The sequence below is a fragment of the Kribbella sp. CA-245084 genome, assembly GCF_050942355.1.
GTDB lineage: Bacteria > Actinomycetota > Actinomycetes > Propionibacteriales > Kribbellaceae > Kribbella.
In genome coordinates, this window is record NZ_CP192053.1 from 6,786,957 (window position 1) to 6,808,478 (window position 21,522).

Below are 21,522 nucleotides of genomic sequence, written 5' to 3' on the forward strand. Positions count from 1 at the left end.
CTTGTTTTCTTGAGGTTTGACGACGCAGACTGGGCGGACCCGAGCGAAGGAGAGTCCGATGAAAGCAGCCGTCCTTGAGACACCGAGGCACGTCTCCGTCGTCGAGGTCCCGGATCCGGACGCGGGTGACGACGTCCTGCTACGGATGCGTGCGGTCGGGTTGTGCGGCTCCGACCTGCACACCTGGGCGGGTCACCATCCGTTCCGCAAACCCCCGGTGGTGCTCGGTCACGAAGGTGCGGGCGAGGTGGTCTCGTCTGGTGACCCACGCTTCCGGGCCGGCGATCGGGTCGCGGTCATGCCGGCGCTGTCGTGCTGGGAGTGCACCCGCTGTGAGGCGGGGAATCCCCATCTCTGCAGGCACAAACGCGTTCCGGGCCTCGGCTGGGCCGGGATGCTGAGCGAGTACTTCGTCGCGCCCGCTCGCGTCCTGGTCCCGCTGCACGACGACATCGGGTTCGACGAGGGCGCGATGATCGAGCCGGTCGCGGTCGGGTGGCGGGCCACGTCGGGCGTGCGAGCCGGCGATGCCGTCGCGGTGCTCGGAGGTGGAGCGATCGGGAGTCTCGCGGCGGCAGTCAGTCGGCATCGCGGTGCGCGGATGGTCATGGTGAGCGACGTCAAGCAGCACAACCGCGAGTTCCTGGCGTCGCAGGGCGTCAAGCTCGTGGTCGATCCGATCGCGTCGGACCTCGTCTCTGTCGGGGTGGAAGCGAGTGGTGGTGACGGCTTCGACGTTGTCGTGGTGGCGTCGGGCCACCCGAGTTGTCTGGCGGAGGCGTTGGCGTTGTGCCGTCCGCGCGGGCAGGTGCTGCTGCTGCCGATGTTCGGCGGCGCGCTATCGGTCGATCTCAATCCTGTGGTTCTCAAGGAGGTCACGGTGCAGGGCTCGACGATCTACACCCCGGCCGATTTCGCCGCGGCCGCGCGGCTCGTCAACACGCGCGCGCTCGACGTACGGCCGTTTATCTCTGCGGTCGTGCCATTGGGTCAGGTGCCGGAGGTGCTGCTAGCGATCGACGCTGGAGCCGATCACCTCAAGACGCAGATCGACCCGACCCGATGACCACCTCCGAGGTCGTCGCCACGTATCTGGTCGAGACCTATTTGCCTTTGGACCAGGTCGCCGAGGTGATCGCGGGTGAGCAGTCCACCGGCACGTTCGTCCGCGTGGCCCGCGAAACCGCCGAGCTCCGCGAGCGCTTCGCCGCCCGGGTCCTGTCCGTCGAAGAACTCCCACCCACCGAAAACCCCGACCTCCCCGGCGCCTCGGGAGCTCCAAGTCACGGCCCGGGGGCTCCGAGTGGTGGCCCAGAAGCTTCGAGTCACGGCCCGGGGGCACCGGGTGGTGGCCCAGAAGCTTCGAGTCCCAGCCCGGGGGCCTCGGGTGGTGGCCCGGAGGCTTCGGGTCGCGGCCCGGCGGCTTCGCGTGGTGGCTCGGGTGCCGGGAAGCGGAGTGCGCGGGTGCGGATCGCGTTCGGGTTGGACAACTTCGGGCCGTCGCTGCCCAACATGCTCGCGGCCGTCGCGGGGAATCTGTTCGAGCTCCGCGAGGTAGCCGGCCTCCGGCTGCTCGACCTCGACCTCCCGTCGGAGTTCGCCGACCGCTATCCCGGCCCGCAGTACGGCGTCCGCGGGACCCGCGAGCTGCTCGACCGGCCGGACGGCGTGCTGCTCGGGACGATCGTCAAGCCGAGCATCGGATTGCCGCCCGAGGAGCTCCGCCTACTCGTCCGCGAGCTCGCCGAGGCAGGCATCGACTTCATCAAGGACGACGAACTGATGGGCAACCCGCCGCACTCACCACTCGCCGATCGGGTCGCTGTCGTCACCGAGGAGCTCGACAAGGTCGCAGCCCGGACCGGCCGACGACCCATGTATGCGTTCAACATCACCGACGACCTCGACCGGATGGCAGCCAATCACGACCTGGTCCGCGCATCCGGCGGCACCTGCGTCATGGTCTGCGTGAATCTCGTCGGTTTCGCCGCCCTCGCCTGGCTTCGCGAGCGCTGCGCCCTTCCCATCCACGGCCACCGCGCCATGACCGGCGTGTACACCCGCGCGCCCCAGCTCGGGATCGACTACGTGGCGTGGTCCAAACTCGCCCGCCTCGCCGGCGCAGACCATCTGCACACCAACGGCTTCGCCAACAAGTTCTACGAGACCGACGAGGAGGTCCTCCGCTCCATCACCGCCGTCCGCACTCCACTCCTCGGCGGCTACGAAACCCTGCCTGTCCTCTCCTCCGGTCAGACACCCGGCCTCGCCCCCGAGACCTACCGCCGTGCCAACACCACTGACCTCCTAGTCCTCGCTGGCGGCGGCATCCACGGCCACCCCAGCGGCTCCGCAGCCGGCGTCACCGCCATGCGCGCCGCCTGGTCCGCCGCCGTCACCAATACGCCCCTCACAACAGCCGCCCGCCGATCCCCTGCCCTGCAAGAAGCCCTGACCACCTTCCCCACCTCACCCGGGAGCGGAGAGCAGGCCCTGGTCACCTCCCCCACCCCACCCGGGAGCGGAGAGCAGGCCCTGGTCATCTCGCCCACCCCACCCGGGAGCGGAGCCCTGGCTACGTTCCCCAGCCCGCCTGGGGGTGGGCATGGTTGAGGTGGCGTTCTACGGCGACGACTTCACGGGTTCGACGGATGCACTGGCCCAGTTCGCCAGGCTCGGGTTCCGGGCCGGCCTGGTGGTGAGGTTGCCGTCGGCATCCGAGTTGCGCGACCTCGCCTCGAGGTACGACGTGATCGGCGTCGCCGGCATCGCGCGCTCACTGCCACCGGACGAGCAAGAGACCGAACTCCGTCCGATCCTGGCGGCCCTCCGCGAGCTGAGGCCGAAGTTCGTTCAGTACAAGGTCTGCTCGACCGCGGACTCCTCCCCTACGCGCGGCAGTATCGGCCGAGCGCTGGAGGTCGGCCGCGACATCTTCGGGCCGGGGATCGTCCCGATCCTGATCGCTCAACCGGAGCTCGGCCGCTACACGGCGTTCAGCCACCACTTCGCCGCCGAGGACGGCATCGTCCACCGTCTGGATCGGCAGCCCACAATGTCCGCCCATCCCACAACCCCCATGCACGAGTCCGACCTCCGCCGCCACCTGGCCGACCAAACGACCCTCGACATCACGGGCCTGCACCTCACCGGCTACGTGGATCTCCCACACGTGTATGACGACCTGACCGGTGACGCGGTGGTCCTCGACGCCCTCACCGATGAGCATCTCCAAGCCGTTGGCAACACACTGCTCGCACACCAGCAATCCGCAGACGTCCCCACCTTCGCCATCGGCTCAGGAGGACTGTCCCGCGCCCTCGCACTCGCACTCCAAAGCACCAGCCCAGCCGCATCCCAACCGGACGCACCAGCCACTGACGGCCAGGTCCTGGTCGTCTCAGGCAGCCAGTCCCCACGCACCAGGCGGCAGATAGCCCACGCCCGCGAAGCCGGCTGGTCAGTGCTCAACCTCGATGGCAAGCCAGGTGAAGGGGATGTCGTCGGCCACGCGCAGGCGGGGTTCGCTGTTGAAGCCGGCCGGCCTGTGCTCAACCTCGATGGCAAGCCAGGTGAAGGGGATGTCGTCGGCCACGCGCCGGCGGGGTTCGCTGGTGAAGCCGACCGGTCAGTGCTCAACCTCGATGGCAAGCCAGGTGAAGGGGGTGTCGTCGACAACGCGGCGGCGGGGTTCGCTGGTGAAGCCGACCGGTCAGTGCACGATCTCGATGGAACGGCAGGTGAAGGGGATGTGGTCGGCAACGCGGCGGCGGAGTTCGCTGGTGAAGCCGACCGGTCAGTGCACGACCTCGATGGAACGGCAGGTGAAGGGGGTGTCGTCGACTACGTGGCGGCGGAGTTGGCTGTTGAAGCCTGCCGGGGCGGCGTCGACGGCGTGGTGGTGCATACGAACGAGCTCAGGCCCGAGCAGCTGGCCGAGGCTCCGGCTGGGTTGGCTCAGGTTGTGCGGCGTGTGGTCGCGGAGACCGACGTACGGCGGGTGGTGGTGGCTGGCGGGGATACGTCGGGGCAGGTGCTCAGGGAGCTCGGGGTCACCGCGCTCGAGCTGGCTGACCCGGCTGGCCCGGCTGGCCCGGCTGGCCCGGCTGGCCCGGCTGGCCCGGCTGGCCCGGCTGGCCCGGCTGGCCCGGCTGGCCCGGCTGGCCCGGCTGGCCCGGCTGGCCCGGCTGGCCCGGCTGGCCCGGCTGGTCCGGCTGGTCCGGCTGGTCCGGCTGGTTGCCGCCCTGGAGCGGAGCCGCCGGTAGCCGCGGGTGTGCACCGGTGCCGGGTTGTCGCGAGCGATCCGGTCCTGCACGGGATCGAGGTGCTTCTGAAGCCGGGCCAGCTGGGTGCGGCGGATCTGTTCACCAGGTATCGGAGGTCGTGATGGTGAAGTCTTCGATCGGGGATCGGGCGGTGTCGTGGATCTCGACGGTTCGCGGGGCGGCGTGGGCGGTGAGGTTGGTGATGGTGATGTCGCGTACGACGGGAGCGTGGCCGCCAAACTCGGCCGGTTCGGCGTGGCGGGTGGTGATGAGGACGGCGGAGGTGGTGACGGCATCGACGACGACGTTGTCGACGGTGATGTTCTCGATGCGGCCGCCGCGTTGGGAGTTGGTCTTGATGCGCAGTGCGTGGTCAACACCAGACCCGGTGACGTGCAGATCCCGGGCGTGGACGGAGTGGACGTTGCCGGAGACCTCGCTGCCGATGGTGAGAGCGCCGTGACCGGAGGTGAAGCGGCAGGAGTCGATGCGGATGTTCGCGGACGGGCGGCCGACGCGGCGGCCGTCGGTGTCGCGGCCGGACTTCACGGCGATGCAGTCGTCGCCGGTCGCGAAGGAGCAGCCGGTGATGACCACGTCGGAGCAGGAGTCGGGGTTGCAGCCGTCGTTGTTCGGGCCGAGGGAATCGACTGTGATGCCGCGGATCAGGACGTCGGTGCAGTAGACCGGATGCACGACCCACATCGGCGCGTTGATGATGCGGACGTCCTCGATCCGTACACGCTGGCAGGAGTGCGGCTGGATGAAGCTCGGACGGAACCCGTGACCGGGTTCGAAGACGCGCTCTTCGACCGGTACGCCGTCCTCGACCATCTGCAGCAGCCGTTGCCAGTCGCTGCGCGGCCGGGTGTCGCTCCACCAGTTGTCCGTACTCGCACCACCGTCGAGAGTCCCCGTGCCGGTCACGGCAACGTTCACCGAGTCGTATGCGTAGATGAGAGGTGAGTGGCTGAAGCACTCGATCCCCTGCCAACGTGTCCGGACGATCGGGTACGCCGCCGGGTCCGTGAGGAACCGCAGCGTCGCGCCGGCCGACACGTGCAGCTCCACGTTGCTCCGGAGGCGGATCGGCGCCGTCACATACTCACCCGCCGGCACCACGACCCGTCCACCGGTCAGCTCACACGCCTCGATCGCCAGCGCGATCGCGGCAGAGCAGTCCGTGCCGGGTCTGGCCCCGAAGGCGGTGATCAAGTAGTCGTGCGCCGGCGGAGCCTGTTCAAGCAGTTCTCGTTCCCGGGCGGCGTCCCGAGGCGAGCTGGACACGCGATCAGGCATCGACGGAGCCTGTTCGAGCAGTTCTCGTTCCCGGGCGGCGTCCCGAGGCGAGCTGGACACGGGATCAGGCATCGGCGGAGAGGGACTGGATGTGGAGGGCATTGGCCAGTGGGACGGCAATCACCCAGGACGGGTTCCAGGTGTTGGTGTGGCCCCGGCGTTGCCAATGCGTCTGGAAGACGGCTTCGCCCTGTTCACCGGGGAGCGGGAAGTTCCAGTCGCCGCCAGAAGTCGCGATGCCCCGGGTCAGAGCGTGCAGAGTGGTCCGGGCCGCGGCGACGTACTCCGGGCGGTCCGTCGCCAGACCGAAGGCGAGCAGCTCGAAGGTCGGGAAGAACACATCGAGGTGATGGTTCTGGACGCTGACGGCGGGCCAGCCGACCGCGTTGAATCCGGCACTGTGCAGCGGGGTGCCGGCGTCCTGCTCAGGCGACCACACGTAGACCCACGTGAGCAACCAGTCGGCAGCCACCTCGCACCATGCGGAGTGCAGCGGATCCGCGGTACGGCGGAAGAGTTCGTAGGCGGCCATGAAGTAGTACATGCCCGCCTCTTTGTCCTCGCAGGCCGCGTCCAGCGTGGACCGGGCGAACGGGCGGTCGAAGGTCCGTGCGTGCTGGTCGTAGTACCGGCTTAGCCAGGTGGTTGCCTCGGACAACAGCACCGGTTCGTCGAGCACGTCGGACGCCTTCAGCGCCGCGAGTACGCACGGAATCCCGGCCGCCGACACCGTGGTCGCGGCAGGCGTCCCGTCCAGACGCCATCCGATCGGGAACGTCCCGTCAGGCGCACCCCGGAGGAACGTGACCGCCTCCTCGAGCGCATCCAGCCAGGACGGCGGCACAGGTTCGTCGTACCGCCGGAACAGCATGATGATGTCGACCAGATCGGTGATCGTCTCGCCGTACGCGCGGCTGGAGATCATCGGTCGGTTGCCGGCGCGGAAGCTGATCCAGCGGCGGGTGGTGACCTGGTACGAGTTGTGCCGCAGACCCGGTGTCGGCGTCGAACTCCCCGCCAGGTAGAAGTCGACGGCGGCGCGGCAGCGATCGATGCGCAGCCGGTCGCGCGAGGTGAAGCCGATCTGCGCGTCGCACCAGGCCAGCTTGAGTGCCTGCCCGGTCCACCCGTACAGGAAGTGCAGCGGCTTCTCCGGTCCGTTGCCGGGGATCTCGCTGAACTTGGTGTACCCGGCCACCGTTCCCGACTTGTACCACCTGTTGTCCAGAGCAACCGTCTTCAACGCGATCAGCTCGTCGATCCCCAGTCCATCGGACCCGGGATCAGCGAACAGGTCGCGAGCGGTGTGCACGAGATGCCGGAAGGCATGGCCACGGACCTCCTGCGGCCCCCAGTCGAGCACCAGCTGCTGCGTGTAGGTCTCCCCCGGCCGCAGCGTCAGATAGCCGTCCTCGGTCACCGCGGTCTCGGCCTTGCTCACGTACCGGATGTCCTGCTTGCCGTCGAACATCAGCACGCCGCTCAGCGACGCGATCACCGGCCCCTCCTGCCGGAGCACGCCCAGCGAGCCGTACCGGACCTGCCCGTCCGGCGACCGCCGCACCTGCGGACGCGACAGCAAGGACAACCACCGCCGCTCGCGCCCTTCGCGCCACTCGAGATTGACGCCGGGGATCGGCAGCCGGTCCTCCTCCGCAACGAACCCGCCGCCCGGCGCCGGACCGACCCGCGGTACGGCGCGCGTCGGGTCCGCGGACGGATTGTCGTTGTAGATCAGCCCCGGCATCGTCAACTGGCTGTCCTTCACCCGGCCGAGGTCCAGCAGCAACCCCACAGCGAGGTCGGCGAGCCGCCGCCGGCCGGTATTCCGCCATCGCACTTCGAGGTTCAGCCGATCGGCATCGTCGAACGACAACCGCAGCTCGACCGCCACCGGCCCGCTTCGGCAACCGGCCCGATGCTCCGAAGGCCGCCGCGAGATCCACCAGCCGTCGGTCTCCGGCATTGGGCAGGGTTGCCACGGACGACCGGTCGAGCAGGTCAACAGACTCGCCACCGGCCGTTCGAAGTAGACCCGCCCGTCCGTCAGACCGAGCTGCAGCACGACGCCCTCGGGTGTCCGCCGCAGCTCGGCCTGACGCGGTCCGGATGTCAGCGCAGGCATCAGGACGCTCGCCGGATCTGGATCGCCTGGTACTGCGTCCCCGGCAACCGGACCGTCAGCGTGCCAACAACAGTCTCGCGCGTACGGCGTACCGAGTGATTCCACACGTCCAGCACGTCGACGTCGTACACCCCGGACGGCAGGGAGAACGTGCGGTCCGGGAACTGGTGCTCGCCGAGATACTGCAGGTAGTACGAGCCGGGCACGGCGAGCGTCGGCGCATCGCGGTAGTCGTCGATCGGCTCCACACCGTCGGGCAGTTCGTCGAGCACCTCGCGCAGCAGTCGCAGCCGCTGCGCCACCACCCCACCGGGCCGAGGGCCGCCGGCCGACCACGGTCCGGCTTCCGCGTCGACGTACCACTCGCCGTGGGTCACGTAGGCTCCGCGGACCGTGCCCTCCCAGATCCGGGTCAACATCTCCTCGGGTCGCAGGCTGGTGTCCGGTGTGACGCCGTTCCCCTCATGACCGCAGGCATCGACGAAGACCGGCTTGGCGAAATCACGACGCAGCACCGACACTCCGCGCAGATTCTCCAACCGCACACTGAGATGAGTCAGCCACGGCGTCCCGGGATCCGTTGCCTCATGCATCGAGATCAGGTGCCGGCTCGAATCGAGCTCCGCGACCAGCTCGGCGAGCTCCCGAGAACCGTCGGTCAAGCACCAGGTGACATTGCGGTACGCCGCCAGCCGGTTGACCGCGTCGCGAACGGCAACCGGATCAGAGGGCGGAAGCACGATGTCCGCGACGATCTCCGCCGCCAGCAAGTCCCGCACCTGCTTCTCAACGGCGTCGGTGAGCGGAAGACGGACGCGATCGAACGGCGACGCCGCCAACGCGGCGCTGGCAGTAGCCCACTGCGCAGCGTCGCCGGACCAGGTCGTCGTCAGCGGGTGGTACGCCGTCCCGTCAGCCCAACGCAGCGCGGTACCGGAGCGACGAACTGGGCCGCGCGACGTCGCGCGCGTGCACTCGACTGTCCGGCCGTCGTACGTCCAGACACCCTCCAGGTCAGGGCTGAAGCGGATCAGCCACCCACCAGAGTGAAAGGACTCCGCGTACGCCGAAGCGCCTGACGAGTGCCGGAAGGTCACGCCGGTCGGTCCGGACACAGGCAGTTCGAGCACGTCCCAGCGTGCTACTGACGTCATCGGGTCCCTCTCAGGGCGAGGTACGGGGTGGCGGGCAGCGGGATGCGACTCGGGCCGGAGTAGTCGGCCAACGGTGTGATGGTCATCGCGCGGGTGTCGATCAGGTCGAAGTGGAACGGCGACCCGGACGGCAGCTCGAGCTCGACGGCCGACGGCCGGCGATCGCCCAGGTAGTGCAGCACGCAGCGGTCGCCGTCGAGGTCACCGTCCGGCTGCCGCGGCAGTCCGGCGAACACGGCCCGAAGAAAGTCGATCCGCTCGGGGCTCTCGCCGTACAGCCGGCCGCCGACCGAGATCCACGCCCGGGTCTCGCGGTCGACGAACGACTCGCCGTGGCCGACGTACCCGCCGAGCGACATGCCCTGCCAGAAGCGGTGCACCATCTCGTCCGCGGTCAGGTTGCCCCAGCGGCGGCCGGCGTTGCCCTCGTACCCGATCTCGTCGATCACCACGGGCTTCGGGCAGTCCCGCCAGCCGGCGACCTCGGCGCCGTCCCAGTGCTGCACGCTCTGGTGGGTGATCCACGGCTTGGAGAAGTCGTACGGCGTGAAGACCTCGTACATCTTCGTCCCGTTGTGGATCGACCGCAGCCGCTGGTACGGGTCGTAGCGCTGCACCAGCTGCAGCAACCGGTCCCAGTCCGCGATCGTCTTCTCGTGGTTGAAGTCGTACTCGTTCGACACCGACCACCAGACGTTCCGGTACGCCGCCAGGCGCGCGACCACATACCGCAGGTACGCCGCATCCTGCGCAGGAGTCATCCGGTCGAAACCCCAGACCCCGCGGTCGTACGGGTGGAACAGGATCAGGTCGGCCTCGATGCCGAGGGCAAGCAGATCGGCGACGCGGCTCTCGAGGTGCTGGAAGAACACCGGGTCGAAGCGCGCGACGTCGACCTCGCCCGGCGTCGCCCCGGGCTCCCCCGCCGTCCCGCCCGCGAACGGCGTGCGCTCGGGGCGCATGCCGTCCGTGGGCAGTAGGCACATCCGGACCTTGTCGAAAGGGGCCTCGCGCAACGATGCGAGCGTGAGCTCCTGGAGATCCTTCGACTCGTACGTCCAGTGGTAGCAGGTCGTACCGATGCAGTCGCAGCGACTGCCGTCCGCATAGGCGAAATGGTGTTCGCCCAGGACGGTCACCGGGCCATGGTTACCGGAGCCCGGCGGGGTGCAGGTGAAGGCGCCGCGGAAGCCGTCCAGTTCGGCGGCGGAGCTGGACGTGACGTACGACCACTCCCCCTCCCGGTCCGGTGAGAAGCGGGCGCGGTACACGCCGTCGCCGTCGTAGAAGCCGTCGACGGTCACCATCCGGTTCCGGAACTGGTAGGTGACCTGGAACTCCACCTCGGCGAACGGGTTCCCGCCCGAGGGTCCGGACAAGGTCAGCTCGTGCAGGCCCCACAACTCGGTGCTCATGGCAATCGATCTCCTGCCTGGATCCACTCGGGCGCAAGGATCACGTGCTTGATGGTCTTGCGCAGGTACGAGTACGCGACGTGCAGGCGCCCGTCGCGGGTCTGCAGCAGCGTCGGGTACGAATAGCCGAACTCGTTCTCGCGATACTCCTCGTCCTGCACCTGCAGGTTCCTCCAGTACGGCCAGCTGGCGCCGTCGTCCTCGGACAACGCGAGCGTGAGCGGGGTTCGCAGGGTCTTCCGGCGTACGCCGCCTTTGCCGTCGTCGACCCAGCGGAACTGGTCCCGCTCAGCGGACGAGTCGTTGAACACCATGACGAGCCGGCCGTCGGCGAGCCGCAGTACCTGGATCGCGGAGTTGTTGTTCGGCAGGGCGGTCCGCTCGGGCGAGGTCCAGGTGCGACCGTTGTCCTTCGACACCGACCGGTAGATGCGGTCGGCGGCACGACTGCGGTAGTAGCCCACCAGCTCACCTGGCGACAGCTCGACCACACTCATCTGCACCTGCCCGACCGCGTCGGGCACGTCGACCGTCGTCCACGTCGCGCCGCGGTCGGTGCTCAGTTGCAGGACAGTGCGCTCGGCGGTCTTGTCGCAGTCGTACGCCGGCAGCAACCAATCACCGTTGCTCAACACAACAACCGGATTCCGGACAAACGAGCCCGCGTGCTCGAACAGTACGTCGGCCTCGCCCCAGGAGTGCCCGCCGTCCCGGGAGACCCGGCGGAGCACGCGCGAGGTGGACTGGTCATGCGGCTCGTTCGACGTGTGCAACAGCCACACCTCGTTGTCCCCAGCAACGAACAGGAGTGGGTTCTGTTCGGAGCGGCTGGGATCCGAGGAGAGCTGCTTCGGCTCCAGCCAGGTGTCGGTGCCGGCGGGGAGGCGGGAGAGGATGATGTTGGTGTCCGGCTCGCCCTCGCCTGGGCCGTTGAACCAAGCGCAGAGCAGGTCGCCGGATGGGGTCTCGACGAGGGTGGCTGCGTGGCTGTCGCCCGGGTGAATGGTGGGCAGGAGGGCCGCACCCTCTCGGATGCGGCCGTCGAACCTGGAGTCGTTCACCATGTGAGTCCGCGGGCGACCTGCGCCTTGATGTAGTCGGGAATGTCCACCTGCTCGGTCACCTGCAGCGACGAGTTGACGTCCATCCCGTCCTTGAGCACGTGCTGCCGGAACACCTTGTACAGCGGGATGTCCCAGTACTCGGTGTTCTGGTAGTTCTTGATCACCGCGTTCTCACCCCAGTACACGGCCGAGGTGTCGATCGCCGCGAGCTCCGGGATCGCCGTACCGAAGGCGTTCACCACGGCGTCCGTCTTCAGCACACCCTTCATCCCGTACGACGAGATCCGGGTCTGCATCTCCTCCGACACCAGGTACTTGATCACGTCCAGCGCCTGGTCCTGGTGCTTGGACTGCGGCGGGATGAACGCCGCCCGAGTGTCGGGCTGGTAGATCGCGTTCGAACCGCGGGACAGCACCGGCATCGAGGTGACGCCGATCTTGACGCTCTTGGCCCACTCGGCGTACTGCGCGGCGTCGTCCTCCTCGACGTAGTACGAGCTGAGCGCGTACGCGTTGAGTTTCGAGAGGTTGTTGACCGCCATCGCCAGGTGACCGGGAAAGCTCATGTCACCCTTGAAGAAGTCGTCCACCGTGGTGAAGTTGTTCCGCGGGATCATCAGGAACCGGTACATGTTGTTCGCGATGGTCTTCCACTCCGGACCGGTCAGGTTGACCTTCACGTCCTCCGGCGCGGGCTGCTCGCTGGAACCGGGCACGAACGGGTAGAGCCCGAGCTGGTTCATCGCGAGATAGTTGTCCGGGTGCTGCATGAAGCCCTTGTAGTGGTCGATCCCGTCCTGCCGGGTGAGCTTCTCCGCGATCCGGAAGATGTCGTCGTACGTCGACCCGGCGGTCGGGTACTTGACCCGGAACTTGTCGAAGATCAGCTTGTTGTAGAACAGCAGGCTCTCGTCGATCCACAGCGGGACGCCGTACAGGCCGCCGTCGGAGCGGGACTTGATCTGCTCGACCGAGCCGAGGTTCAGCACGGACAGGTCGATACCGGCCTGCTGGACCTTCGCGGTGATGTCCTGGGTCCAGCCGAGCGGCTCGAGGTCGCGGTCGATGCGCAACCGCGGGTCCTCCAGGATCAGGTCCGGCACCCGGCCGGCCTTGGCCAGGTCCTCGTAGCGGACCGGATAGTCCCAGGTTGCGTACTTCACCTTGATGTCCGGGAACTTCGCCCGGATCGCGTCGCCGAACACGGAGTCGAAGTACCGGTGCGCCTCGCGACCGTCGTCGTTGCCGCCGAGCTCGAACGGCTTGAAGTTCGCCGCGAAGACGAAAAGCTCGTCGTCAGCCACGGAGAAAGGCACGTTGTACTTGTTCGGGATGTCGACCACACCAGCCGCGGACTGCGCGGCGGCGCGGGGTACGGCGGTGGTGGAGCTCGCTGCGGCCGGTGTGGTTTGCAGCGCGCCGCCGAACGCGGCCAGGCCGCCGATCAGGGCGCCGTTGCGTAACAGACCACGACGGGACATGTTTCCTTCGGACATGGAAATGACCTTTCCTACGGGGCGGTGGTGGCCGTGAGGACACCCTTCAGATCGAGCTGCTCGGCGAGGTGGCACGCGACTTTGCGGCCACCGAGCTCGCGCAGCCGCGGGACTTCGGTCGCACACCGGGCTTCGGCGTACCCGCAGCGCGGGTGGAACGGGCAGCCGGCCGGCACCTTGGACGGATCCGCGATCTCGCCACGGAGCTTGATCCGCTCGCGTTTCCCGCGGGAGGCGGGGTCGGGATCCGGTACGGCGCTCAGCAGGGCCTCGGTGTACGGGTGCAGAGGCCTGGTGAAGAGCTCTTCGGTCGACGCGCTCTCGACGAGCTTGCCGACGTACATCACCGCGACGTCGTCGGCGACGTGCTCGACGATGCCGAGGTCGTGGGACACGAACAGGTAGGTGAGACCGGACTCCTCCTGCAGGTCGCGCAGCAGGTTGAGGATCTGGGCCCGGACCGACACGTCGAGCGCGCTGACGGCCTCGTCCGCGACCACCAGCCGCGGCTCGGTGGCCAGCGCCCGGGCGATCACGACCCGCTGCCGCTCGCCGCCGCTGAACGCGTGCGGATAGCGGTGCGCGTACTCCGCCCGCAGCCCGACGCGGCGCAGCAGCGCGGCGACCTTGTCGTCGATCTCGTCCCGCGAGCCGGCGTCCTGGACCTTCAACGGCTCCGCGATGATGTCGCGCAGCGTCTTGCGCGGATCGAGGGAGGAGTGCGGGTCCTGGAAGATCAGCCGCACCTGCGCGCGGTACGGCTTCAACTGCTTCTCGGACAGCGCTGCAAGGTCGACGCCGTCGAACATGATGCTGCCCGAGGTCGGCTCGTACGCGCGGACGATGCAGCGGCCGAGGGTCGTCTTCCCGCACCCCGACTCACCGACCAGTCCGAGCGTCCGCCCGGCCTCGATCGACAGGTCGACCCCGTCGACGGCCTTCACGAAGCCGCGGTTCCGGCCGAGGAACCCGCCGCTCAACGGGAAGTGCATGGTCAGCCCACGCGTCTCCAACAAGCTCATCAGTTCTCCTCGCCGTACAGCAGACAGGCCACGTCGATCTCGTCGCTGCGCACCCGGGCCGGCACGGTCGTGTCGCACTTGCCGGCCATGAACGCGTCACACCGCGGGTGGAACCGGCAACCCGACGGCCGTTCGTACGGCGGCGGCACCGTCCCTCGTACGGCGACCAACCGGTCCTTCGCACTCTGTCCGAGCCGTGGCACGGAACGCACAAGTGCTTGTGTGTAAGGGTGTTTGGGCCTGCTCAGCACGGCGGACGCAGGCCCCTGCTCGACCACTTCGCCGAGGTACATCACCGCGACCTCGTCGGCGACCTGCGCAGCGACGCCGAGGTCGTGGGTGATCAGCATGATCGCCATCCCCAGCTCCTGCTGCAGATCCTGGAGCAGGTCGAGGATCTGCGCCTGCGTGGTCACGTCGAGCGCGGTGGTCGGCTCGTCCGCGATCAGCAGCCGCGGCCGGCAGGACAGCGCCATCGCGATCATGGCTCGTTGCCGCATGCCACCGCTGAGCTGGAACGGGTACGAGTCCACGCGGCGCTTCGGGTCCGGGATGCCGACCCGGTCGAGCATCTCGATCGCCCGGTCCCGCGCGGCCTGCTTGCCGAGGTTCTCGTGCAGCCGGACCGCCTCGATGATCTGATCGCCGATCGTGTGCACCAGGCTGAGTGATGCCATCGGCTCCTGGAACACCATCGCGATATCGGCCCACCGGACCTGCCGCAGCCGCTTGTCCTTCGCGGCGAGCAGGTCGAGCGGCTCCCCGTCAGGGCCGTCTGTGTCGCCGTACAGCAGCACCTCACCGCCGACGATCCGCGCAGGCTTCTCCACCAGCCGCAGGATCGATCGCGCGGTGACGCTCTTCCCGCACCCGGACTCCCCCACGACGGCCAGCGTCCGGCCACGCTGGACCGTGAGGCTGACACCGTCGACGGCCTTCACGACCCCGTCACCGAGCTCGAAATGCGTCCGAAGCTCACGAACTTCCAACAACCGTTGCATGGGAGCTCCTACTTGTAGGGATCCGCGGCGTCGCGGAGACCGTCGCCGACGAAGTTCATGGCGAGTACGACGACCACGACCGCGAGACCGGGGGCCAGCAGCCACGGCGCGGTGGCGACCGCGCGGACGTTCTGGGCGCCCTCGAGCAACACGCCCCAACTGACCGCGGGCGGCTGCAGACCGAGACCGAGGAACGACAGGCTGGTCTCGCCGAGGATCATCCGCGGCACCGCCATCGAGACCGACGCGATGATGTGGCTGGCGAACGACGGCACCATGTGGCCGAAGATGATCCCGGTCCGGCCGACCCCGTCGAGACGGGCGGCCATCACGAAGTCCTCCTCGCGCAGACTGAGGAACCGGCCGCGGACGTCGCGGGCGAGCCCGGTCCAGCCGATCAGCGAGAGGATCACCGTGATCGCGAAGTACCGCGTCAACGGTCCCCAACTGCCGGGGAGTGAGGCCGACAACGCCATCCACAGCGGCAGCGTCGGGATCGACATGATGAACTCGATGATCCGCTGGATGATGTTGTCGACCGTGCCTCCCAGGTAGCCCGAGATACCGCCGATCAGCATGCCGAGCAGGAAGCTCGCGAACACCCCGACCAGACCGATCGACAACGACACCCGGGCACCGTGGATCAGCCGCGACAGCAGGTCCCGCCCGGACTGGTCGGCACCGACCAGGAAGAACGGCTGGCCGGCCGTGGTCGGGCCGATCAGATGGATGTCGGACTTCAAGGGTCCGAGGACCGAGTACTCGTCACCGTGTACGAACCAGCCGACGTCGACGATCTTCGACTTGTCGACGGTGAAGGTCTGCTCGAACGTCTCCTGGTTGCGCGTCGACGAGAACCCGTACACGAACATCCCGTGTTCGGTGTCGATCTGCACCCGCTGCGGCGGGGCGTACGGCAGCGCGGTGTGCGCGGTGTCGGCGCCTGCCGGGGCGAAGAAGCCCGCGAAGATCGCGATGACGTAGATCGGGATCAGCACGATCAGCCCGATCAGTGCCAGCCGGTGCCGGCGGAACTGCCGCCACATCAGCCGCCACTGCGGCAGCGCGCCGTGATCGCGGAGGCTCTTCACCACCTCTTGCGGCGCGACCAGAGCCTGGGTCTGCTGGGCCATGAGCTATCCCTTCTGGAACCGGGCGCGGATCCGCGGATCCCACCAGGCCAGGGCGAGGTCGCTGAGCATCGTGCCGATCACCGTCAGCGTGCTGAGAATGAGCACGAAGCTGCCGACCAGGTACATGTCCTGGCTCTTCACCGCGCCGAGCAGCAGCGGACCGCTGGTCGGCAGGCTCATCACGACCGACACGATCGTCTCGCCGCTGATCAGACCGGGCAGCAACCAGCCGACCGTGCTGAAGAACGGGCTGAGCGACATCCGGACCGGGTACTTGAGCAGCAGCTTCCACTCCGGCAGCCCCTTCGCCCGGGCGGTCGCGACGTACGGTTTGTGCAGTTCGTCGAGCAGGTTGGCCCGGGTGATCCGGATCAGTCCCGCCGTCCCCGCGACGCCGACGACGACGATCGGGATCCACAGGTGCGACAGCAGGTCGATCACCTTGCCGAGGTTCCAGGCCGCGTCGGCGTACTCGGGTGAGAACAGCCCGCCGACGCTCTGGCCGAAGTACCGGAAGCCGACGTACATCATCACCAGCGCGAGCATGAACTCGGGGACGGCCATCCCGATGAAGCCGAGGAAGGACGCGAAGTAGTCGCCGGCCGAGTACTGCCGCAGTGCGCTGTAGATGCCTATCGGGAACGCGATCGCCCAGACGAACAGCAGGCTGGCGATCGACAGCACCATCGACAACAGCACCCGGCTGCCGATCAGACTCGACACCGACTGGTTCCACGCGAACGACTGCCCGAGGTCACCGTGCAGTACGACGCCGCCGATCCAGGTCAGGTACTGCACCATGAACGGCTTGTCGAGACCGTAGTGCCGCTTCAGTTCGGCGATCTGCGAGTCCGGGATGTCCTGGCCGCGCGCCTCGGCGTTGGCGATCACCGTGGTGGTGTAGTCGCCCGGCGGCAGTTTGATGACCACGAAGGTGACGAACGAGATCGCCGCCAGCGTGATCAGCATCCAGACCAGCCGCCGGGCCACGAAGCGCAGCATCGGCTACTGCCCCATCGAGAACTGTTCGGGGTGCACGATGCCCGGTGCCACCGACTCGCTCATCTGCGCCGGCACGTTGTGGAAGTCGTTCTTGACCACCCCGTACGTGTTCGGCACCGAGCTGACACCGATGTAGTAGAACTGGTCGGCCGCGATCTGCAGCACCTGCTTGCCCAGCTCGAGGGTCTTGTCCGGATCCGGCTCCTGCCGCGCCTGGGTGAACAGCTCGAGCTGCTTCTGTACTTCGGCCGGCGGCTTCGTACCCTTCTCGCCCTTGGACTGGTACCACTGTGCCCAGGCGACGCCGTACCGCGCGCTGCCGTCGTTGGTCGGCACCCAGTAGTGGTCACCGCCGGTACCGGTCGGCAGCACGAAGGTCCCGCAGGTCCAGGTGCCGGCGTCATGGTCGTTGCCCTTGACGCGTTCCTTGTACAGGTCCTCGCTGACCGCCTGGGTGCGGAGCTCGATTCCGACCGCGGCCCAGCGCTTCTTGACGAACTCGATCGCCTCGACGTGGTCCGGGAACGACTCGCTGACCAGCACCGCGACGGACACCGGCTTGCCGTCGGCACCGAGCCGCTTGCCGTCCGCCGACTTCTTGGTCAGACCGGCCGCGTCCAGGTGCTGGTTCGCCTTCGCCGCGTCGAAGTCCAGGAACTGCGTCGCCAGCTGCTCGTTGTAGTACGGCGAGTCCTTCGGCGGCGCGCCCTGCCAGGGCTCACCCTGACCGGCGTACACCGCGTCGATGATCTCCTTGCGGTTGATCGCGACCGAGAGGCCGGCCCGGAACTCCTTGTTCGAGAACAGCGCGCGCTTGGCCGCGTCCTTGTGGGTGAGGTTCAGGCCGAGCACCATCGTGTTCGTCAGCTGGGTCGGCACCTCGAAGATCTTGTAGCTGCCCTTCTGCCGGTTCTGCGCGACGACCGGCTTGTTCTGCGGCGTACCGAAGTTGCGGTACTGCATGCCGAACTCGCCGTTCATCACCTTGAGCAGCTCGACCTGGGCGTCCTGGACGACCTCGACGCGGCAGTTGTCGATGTACGGCAACTGCCGGCCGGCGTCGTCGACCTTCCAGTAGTACGGGTTCCGGGTCAGGGTGACCGCGGAGCCCTTACCGAGCCCGGTCGTGACCTTCCAGGGAGCCAACGTCGGCTGGTCCGGGTTCGTCCACGGGTTCTGCTTCTGCGCGAACAGGTCGGTCCAGCTGCCGACCCCGGCCTTCTTCGCCAGTGCGTTCGCGTTCTTGTTGTACTTCAGGTGGAACTGCTGGAAGTAATGCTTCGGCAGCAGCATCCCGTAGGCGCCCTCCCGGAGGAAGATGCCGTCGGCGATCTGACCGAGCAGCGACGGCTGCGGCGCGGTGTAGGTGATCGTCACCGTGCGCTCGTCGGTCTTCTCGATCTTCGCGATCTTCTCGGTGTCCGGTGACAGGAACGCGTCGTAGATGCCGTCCGGGTGCAGACCCTCGTCGCACTGCACCTCGAGGATCGTGAACAACATGTCGTCCGCCGTGGCGGGCTTGCCGTCCGACCACTTCAGGCCGTCCCGCAGCTTGAACGTGAAGACCTTGCTGTCGGCATCGACGGTGAACTCGGCGGTGTTCGCCTCCATCTCGTCGTACCCGGGCTTGCCGGTCTTGTCCGGCTTCCAGCGGACCAGCGGCTCGTAGTTCATCGCGTACCACAGCCACTGGGTGTCTTCCTGGGTCAGCATCGCCGAGCGCCAGGTGCCGCCGTACTGCGCCTTGCCCTCGAGGGGCTTGATCACCGGCGGGTTCTTCGGGAGCCGGTCCGCCAGCGCGGGCAAGGAACCCTTGTCCACCAGGGCTTTCAGCATCGGCGACTCCTTCTCGCCGGCCGCCGCGACCTGCGCGCCGGACCCGGCCGGCTTGGTGTCGAAGAAGCCGCAACCAGGCAGACTTGCGACCGCCAGGAGGCCGAGCCCGCCCTGCAGCAGCCGGCGCCTGTTGAGAGTGCTTTCAGACCTTGTTGGCATGGGGATCCTCACTGCTGCTCGAGCGTGATGTTGCTGAACTGCGCGGTCCCGTAGTCGACGAGGTGGTTGTCCACACTGCCTCCGTCGATCGCGAACCCGATGTAGAAGGTCCGGCTCGGCATCATGATCTTCTCGTAGCCGAAGCGGTCCCACGTGACTTGATCCGTCGAGATGAAGGCCTCGAACTCGACCTCGCGTGCCTGCGGGCGCTCCCGCCGGAGCAGCCGCAGCCAATAGACCTTGGTGTGGTCCAGGTAGCTGCCGTCCCAGGGCCACGGGCCGACACTCGGGTTCGGTCCGTCGGTCTGGATCCGGATCGCCTGCGCCTTCATGCCGCCGTCGTCGGTGATGTCCGGCGCGGAGCTGGCGTTGTCGTTGACGGTGCCGATCCCACCGGCGACGCCGAAGCCGATACCGCCGTACATGAACGGCGCGGCCGGGTCAAGGGAGTCGCGGATCATCAGGCCCGCGGTCAGACCGTTGGCGATCTTGCTGAGCTTGTCCAGCCGCGCGGTGAGCTGCGAGACCGCACCGGCCCCGCCGACCGAGAGCTTGCGGTAGACGTAGTGGAAGTTGCTCGTCCGGCCGTAGATCCGCCCGGAGCCCTTGATCGTCAGGACGCCGTTCTCGAGGTTGCCGGAGCCCGGCACCGGCGGCTTCCCGACCGCGGCCGACGTCCAGTTCGACGTACCCGTCTGCTTGTTGACGTGCACCTGGACGGCGGTCGACTGGGTCGCCGTACCGTTCTGGTCCGTGGCCCGCGCCGTCAGCCAGTAGGAGCCGTCGGCAACGTTCTTCCACTGCAGCTGGTACGGCGCCTGCTCCGCCGAGCCGATGACCTGGTCCCCGACGAAGAACTCCACCTTCGCGAGCTGACCGCCCTTCGCGGCAGAGGCGTCGGCCTTGATCGTCACGGTCGGCGCGGTCCGGCCCGGGATCGCCTGGTCCTGGGTGGGGCTGGTGATCTGTACCGCCGGGTTGCCGACCGCGTCCGGGACCAGGGAGTTCAGGTAGTTCTCGAGGTAGGTGTAGCCGTTCGGTGCGATCTTCTGCGCGTCGGAAGGGTCGTTCGGGTCGAGACCGTTGGCCTTCTCCCACCAGTCCGGGATGCCGTCGTGGTCGGAGTCGACGGGCGGCTCGGTCTGCGCCAGCGGCGGGTAGCCGCCGACCTCCTTCTGCGAGTTGATCAGTCGCCCGATGCCACGGCGTACCTCGTCGACCACGCGGGCGTCGGCGGCGTCGCGCTTCGGCAGGATCGCACCGGCGTTCGCCAGCACGGCGTCGTACGCCTTCGCGGGGGCCTGGATGTCACCGCGGCCGGGGATCGGCTGCGGTTCGGCGAGCTCGACGATGCCGCCGATCGGGTAGCGGATGCCGCGGCGGTTGTGCGCGGTGACGTCCGGGTGACCGTCGACCTGGTTGCCGGCGACGTACCACTGACCGCCGCGGTTCGCGCTCAGCACGACCGGTGCGACGTCGCCGAGCGTGGTCGGGCCCGGCTTGTAGAAGTTGTTCATGAGGTTGATGCCGTTGGCCCACTCGCCGCCGTACACCGAGGTGTAGCCGTAGTCGTAGACCACGTTGTTGTAGTGGTCGACCTCGAGGTTGATCCCCTCGGTGTAGCCGAACCGCGGCTGGCGTCCGCCCTGGTGGGCGATCAGGTTGTGGTGGTAGGTGTTGCGCTCGCCGCCCCAGATCCCGCCGTACCCGTGCCGGTTCTTCGGGTGCGCGGACAGCGCGAGCCCCTCGGAGACGATGCACCACTGGACGGTGACGTCGAAGTTCCCGTACGGCGAGAGGCACTCGTCGACCGCCCAGCTGAACGAGCAGTGATCGATGATCAGGTTGCGGATCTGCGGACTCACCGAGCCGGGGACGTTGGTGTTGAACGAGTCGTCGGCGATCTCGTTCTCGTCGCCGAGCCGGAAGCGGAGGTGGCGGATCACGATGTCGTGTGCGCTGCCCTTGATCCCGGTGCTGTACCCGGCCAGGCAGATCCCGCCACCAGGCGCGGTCTGTCCGGCGATGGTCAGGTTGTTGCCGGAGATCAGCAGCTGGGACTTCAGCTGGATGATGCCGGAGACCCGGAACACGATCGTCCGGTCGGAACCGGAGACGCCTTCGCGGAGTGAGCCGGGTCCGGAATCGGCCAGCGTGGTCACCTCGTAGACGGATCCGCCGCGGCCGCCCTTGGCCCACTTGCCGGCGCCCTCGGCACCGGGGAACGCCGGCAGCCGGTCGTCGTTCACGGTCGCGCCGGCAGCGGTCCTCGCACTCGCGGTCGGAGTGATACCCAGTGACGCGACGCCGATGGCGGCCGCGGTGGTGCCGACGAATCCGCGCCGGGACCAACCGGGCGGGACGGAAGAGGATGTTTCGGTCATCGTCCAGGCCTCATCTCAGGGGACGCTGAATGAATATCTAGTCATGTCCGAATGGAACGACGGCCCTCATGGTCACGGAGATGAAGAGCCGATGTCAAGGGCGTAACGCCGATGAATTGCAAACGATTGCACCTTCCTGAATTCCTCGCCGCAATCGTTTGCACTGA

Annotated in this window: 15 protein-coding genes; 3 read left to right on the top strand and 12 right to left on the bottom strand. The window is 67.8% G+C overall.

Features of this window, described 5'->3' with window-relative positions; genetic code table 11:
• Positions 1-58 precede the first annotated feature (58 nt).
• From ACQPYH_RS32175 to ACQPYH_RS32185, 3 genes are read left to right on the top strand one after another with little or no spacing between them, the layout of a single operon-like run.
• A complete protein-coding gene (locus ACQPYH_RS32175; protein WP_432879041.1) occupies positions 59-1,066 on the top strand; it encodes a zinc-dependent alcohol dehydrogenase in 1,008 nt (335 codons plus the stop codon).
• Complete coding sequence (locus tag ACQPYH_RS32180) at positions 1,063-2,613, top strand: RuBisCO large subunit C-terminal-like domain-containing protein (RefSeq protein ID WP_432879044.1); 1,551 nt, start codon at positions 1,063-1,065, stop codon at positions 2,611-2,613. The genes ACQPYH_RS32175 and ACQPYH_RS32180 overlap by 4 nt, the downstream gene beginning before the upstream one ends.
• The gene (locus ACQPYH_RS32185) at positions 2,606-4,387 is read left to right on the top strand and encodes a four-carbon acid sugar kinase family protein (RefSeq protein ID WP_432879045.1); all 1,782 of its coding nucleotides are present in this window, start codon (positions 2,606-2,608) and stop codon (positions 4,385-4,387) included. Before ACQPYH_RS32180 ends, ACQPYH_RS32185 begins: the two co-directional genes overlap by 8 nt.
• On the opposite strand, the gene ACQPYH_RS32190 is transcribed toward ACQPYH_RS32185, so the two are convergent.
• The 12 genes from ACQPYH_RS32190 to ACQPYH_RS32245 form a co-directional block, all read right to left on the bottom strand.
• Entirely contained in the window at positions 4,365-5,564 is a 1,200-nt protein-coding gene (locus ACQPYH_RS32190; RefSeq protein ID WP_432879047.1) for a glycoside hydrolase family 28 protein, read from the bottom strand. The genes ACQPYH_RS32185 and ACQPYH_RS32190 overlap by 23 nt on opposite strands.
• Positions 5,565-5,628: 64 nt before the next feature.
• Positions 5,629-7,689, bottom strand: coding sequence for a hypothetical protein (locus ACQPYH_RS32195; protein ID WP_432879050.1), 2,061 nt, complete (start codon positions 7,687-7,689; stop codon positions 5,629-5,631).
• Positions 7,689-8,843: a DUF5605 domain-containing protein gene (locus ACQPYH_RS32200; RefSeq protein WP_432879052.1), complete on the bottom strand. Its 1,155-nt coding sequence runs from the start codon at positions 8,841-8,843 to the stop codon at positions 7,689-7,691. Before ACQPYH_RS32200 ends, ACQPYH_RS32195 begins: the two co-directional genes overlap by 1 nt.
• Positions 8,840-10,258: a DUF5060 domain-containing protein gene (locus tag ACQPYH_RS32205; protein WP_432879054.1), complete on the bottom strand. Its 1,419-nt coding sequence runs from the start codon at positions 10,256-10,258 to the stop codon at positions 8,840-8,842. The genes ACQPYH_RS32200 and ACQPYH_RS32205 overlap by 4 nt, the downstream gene beginning before the upstream one ends.
• Positions 10,255-11,319: a sialidase family protein gene (locus ACQPYH_RS32210; protein ID WP_432879056.1), complete on the bottom strand. Its 1,065-nt coding sequence runs from the start codon at positions 11,317-11,319 to the stop codon at positions 10,255-10,257. The genes ACQPYH_RS32205 and ACQPYH_RS32210 overlap by 4 nt, the downstream gene beginning before the upstream one ends.
• Positions 11,316-12,818 carry an ABC transporter substrate-binding protein gene (locus tag ACQPYH_RS32215; RefSeq protein WP_432879058.1) on the bottom strand — a complete coding sequence of 501 codons (1,503 nt, stop codon included), beginning with the start codon at positions 12,816-12,818 and terminating at the stop codon, positions 11,316-11,318. Before ACQPYH_RS32215 ends, ACQPYH_RS32210 begins: the two co-directional genes overlap by 4 nt.
• 14 nt (positions 12,819-12,832) lie before the next feature.
• Positions 12,833-13,840, bottom strand: coding sequence for an ABC transporter ATP-binding protein (locus ACQPYH_RS32220; RefSeq protein ID WP_432879060.1), 1,008 nt, complete (start codon positions 13,838-13,840; stop codon positions 12,833-12,835).
• Entirely contained in the window at positions 13,840-14,841 is a 1,002-nt protein-coding gene (locus ACQPYH_RS32225; RefSeq protein WP_432879063.1) for an ABC transporter ATP-binding protein, read from the bottom strand. The genes ACQPYH_RS32220 and ACQPYH_RS32225 overlap by 1 nt, the downstream gene beginning before the upstream one ends.
• Positions 14,842-14,849: 8 nt before the next feature.
• A complete protein-coding gene (locus ACQPYH_RS32230; RefSeq protein WP_432879065.1) occupies positions 14,850-15,974 on the bottom strand; it encodes an ABC transporter permease in 1,125 nt (374 codons plus the stop codon).
• Between the two features lie 3 nt (positions 15,975-15,977).
• Positions 15,978-16,976 (bottom strand): ABC transporter permease, encoded by a 999-nt coding sequence (locus tag ACQPYH_RS32235; protein WP_432879068.1) that lies wholly within the window; start codon positions 16,974-16,976, stop codon positions 15,978-15,980.
• A gap of 3 nt (positions 16,977-16,979) precedes the next feature.
• Positions 16,980-18,971, bottom strand: coding sequence for an ABC transporter substrate-binding protein (locus ACQPYH_RS32240; protein WP_432879070.1), 1,992 nt, complete (start codon positions 18,969-18,971; stop codon positions 16,980-16,982).
• 8 nt (positions 18,972-18,979) lie between these two features.
• Positions 18,980-21,355: an Ig-like domain-containing protein gene (locus ACQPYH_RS32245; protein ID WP_432879073.1), complete on the bottom strand. Its 2,376-nt coding sequence runs from the start codon at positions 21,353-21,355 to the stop codon at positions 18,980-18,982.
• Between the last annotated feature and the right edge of the window lie 167 nt (positions 21,356-21,522).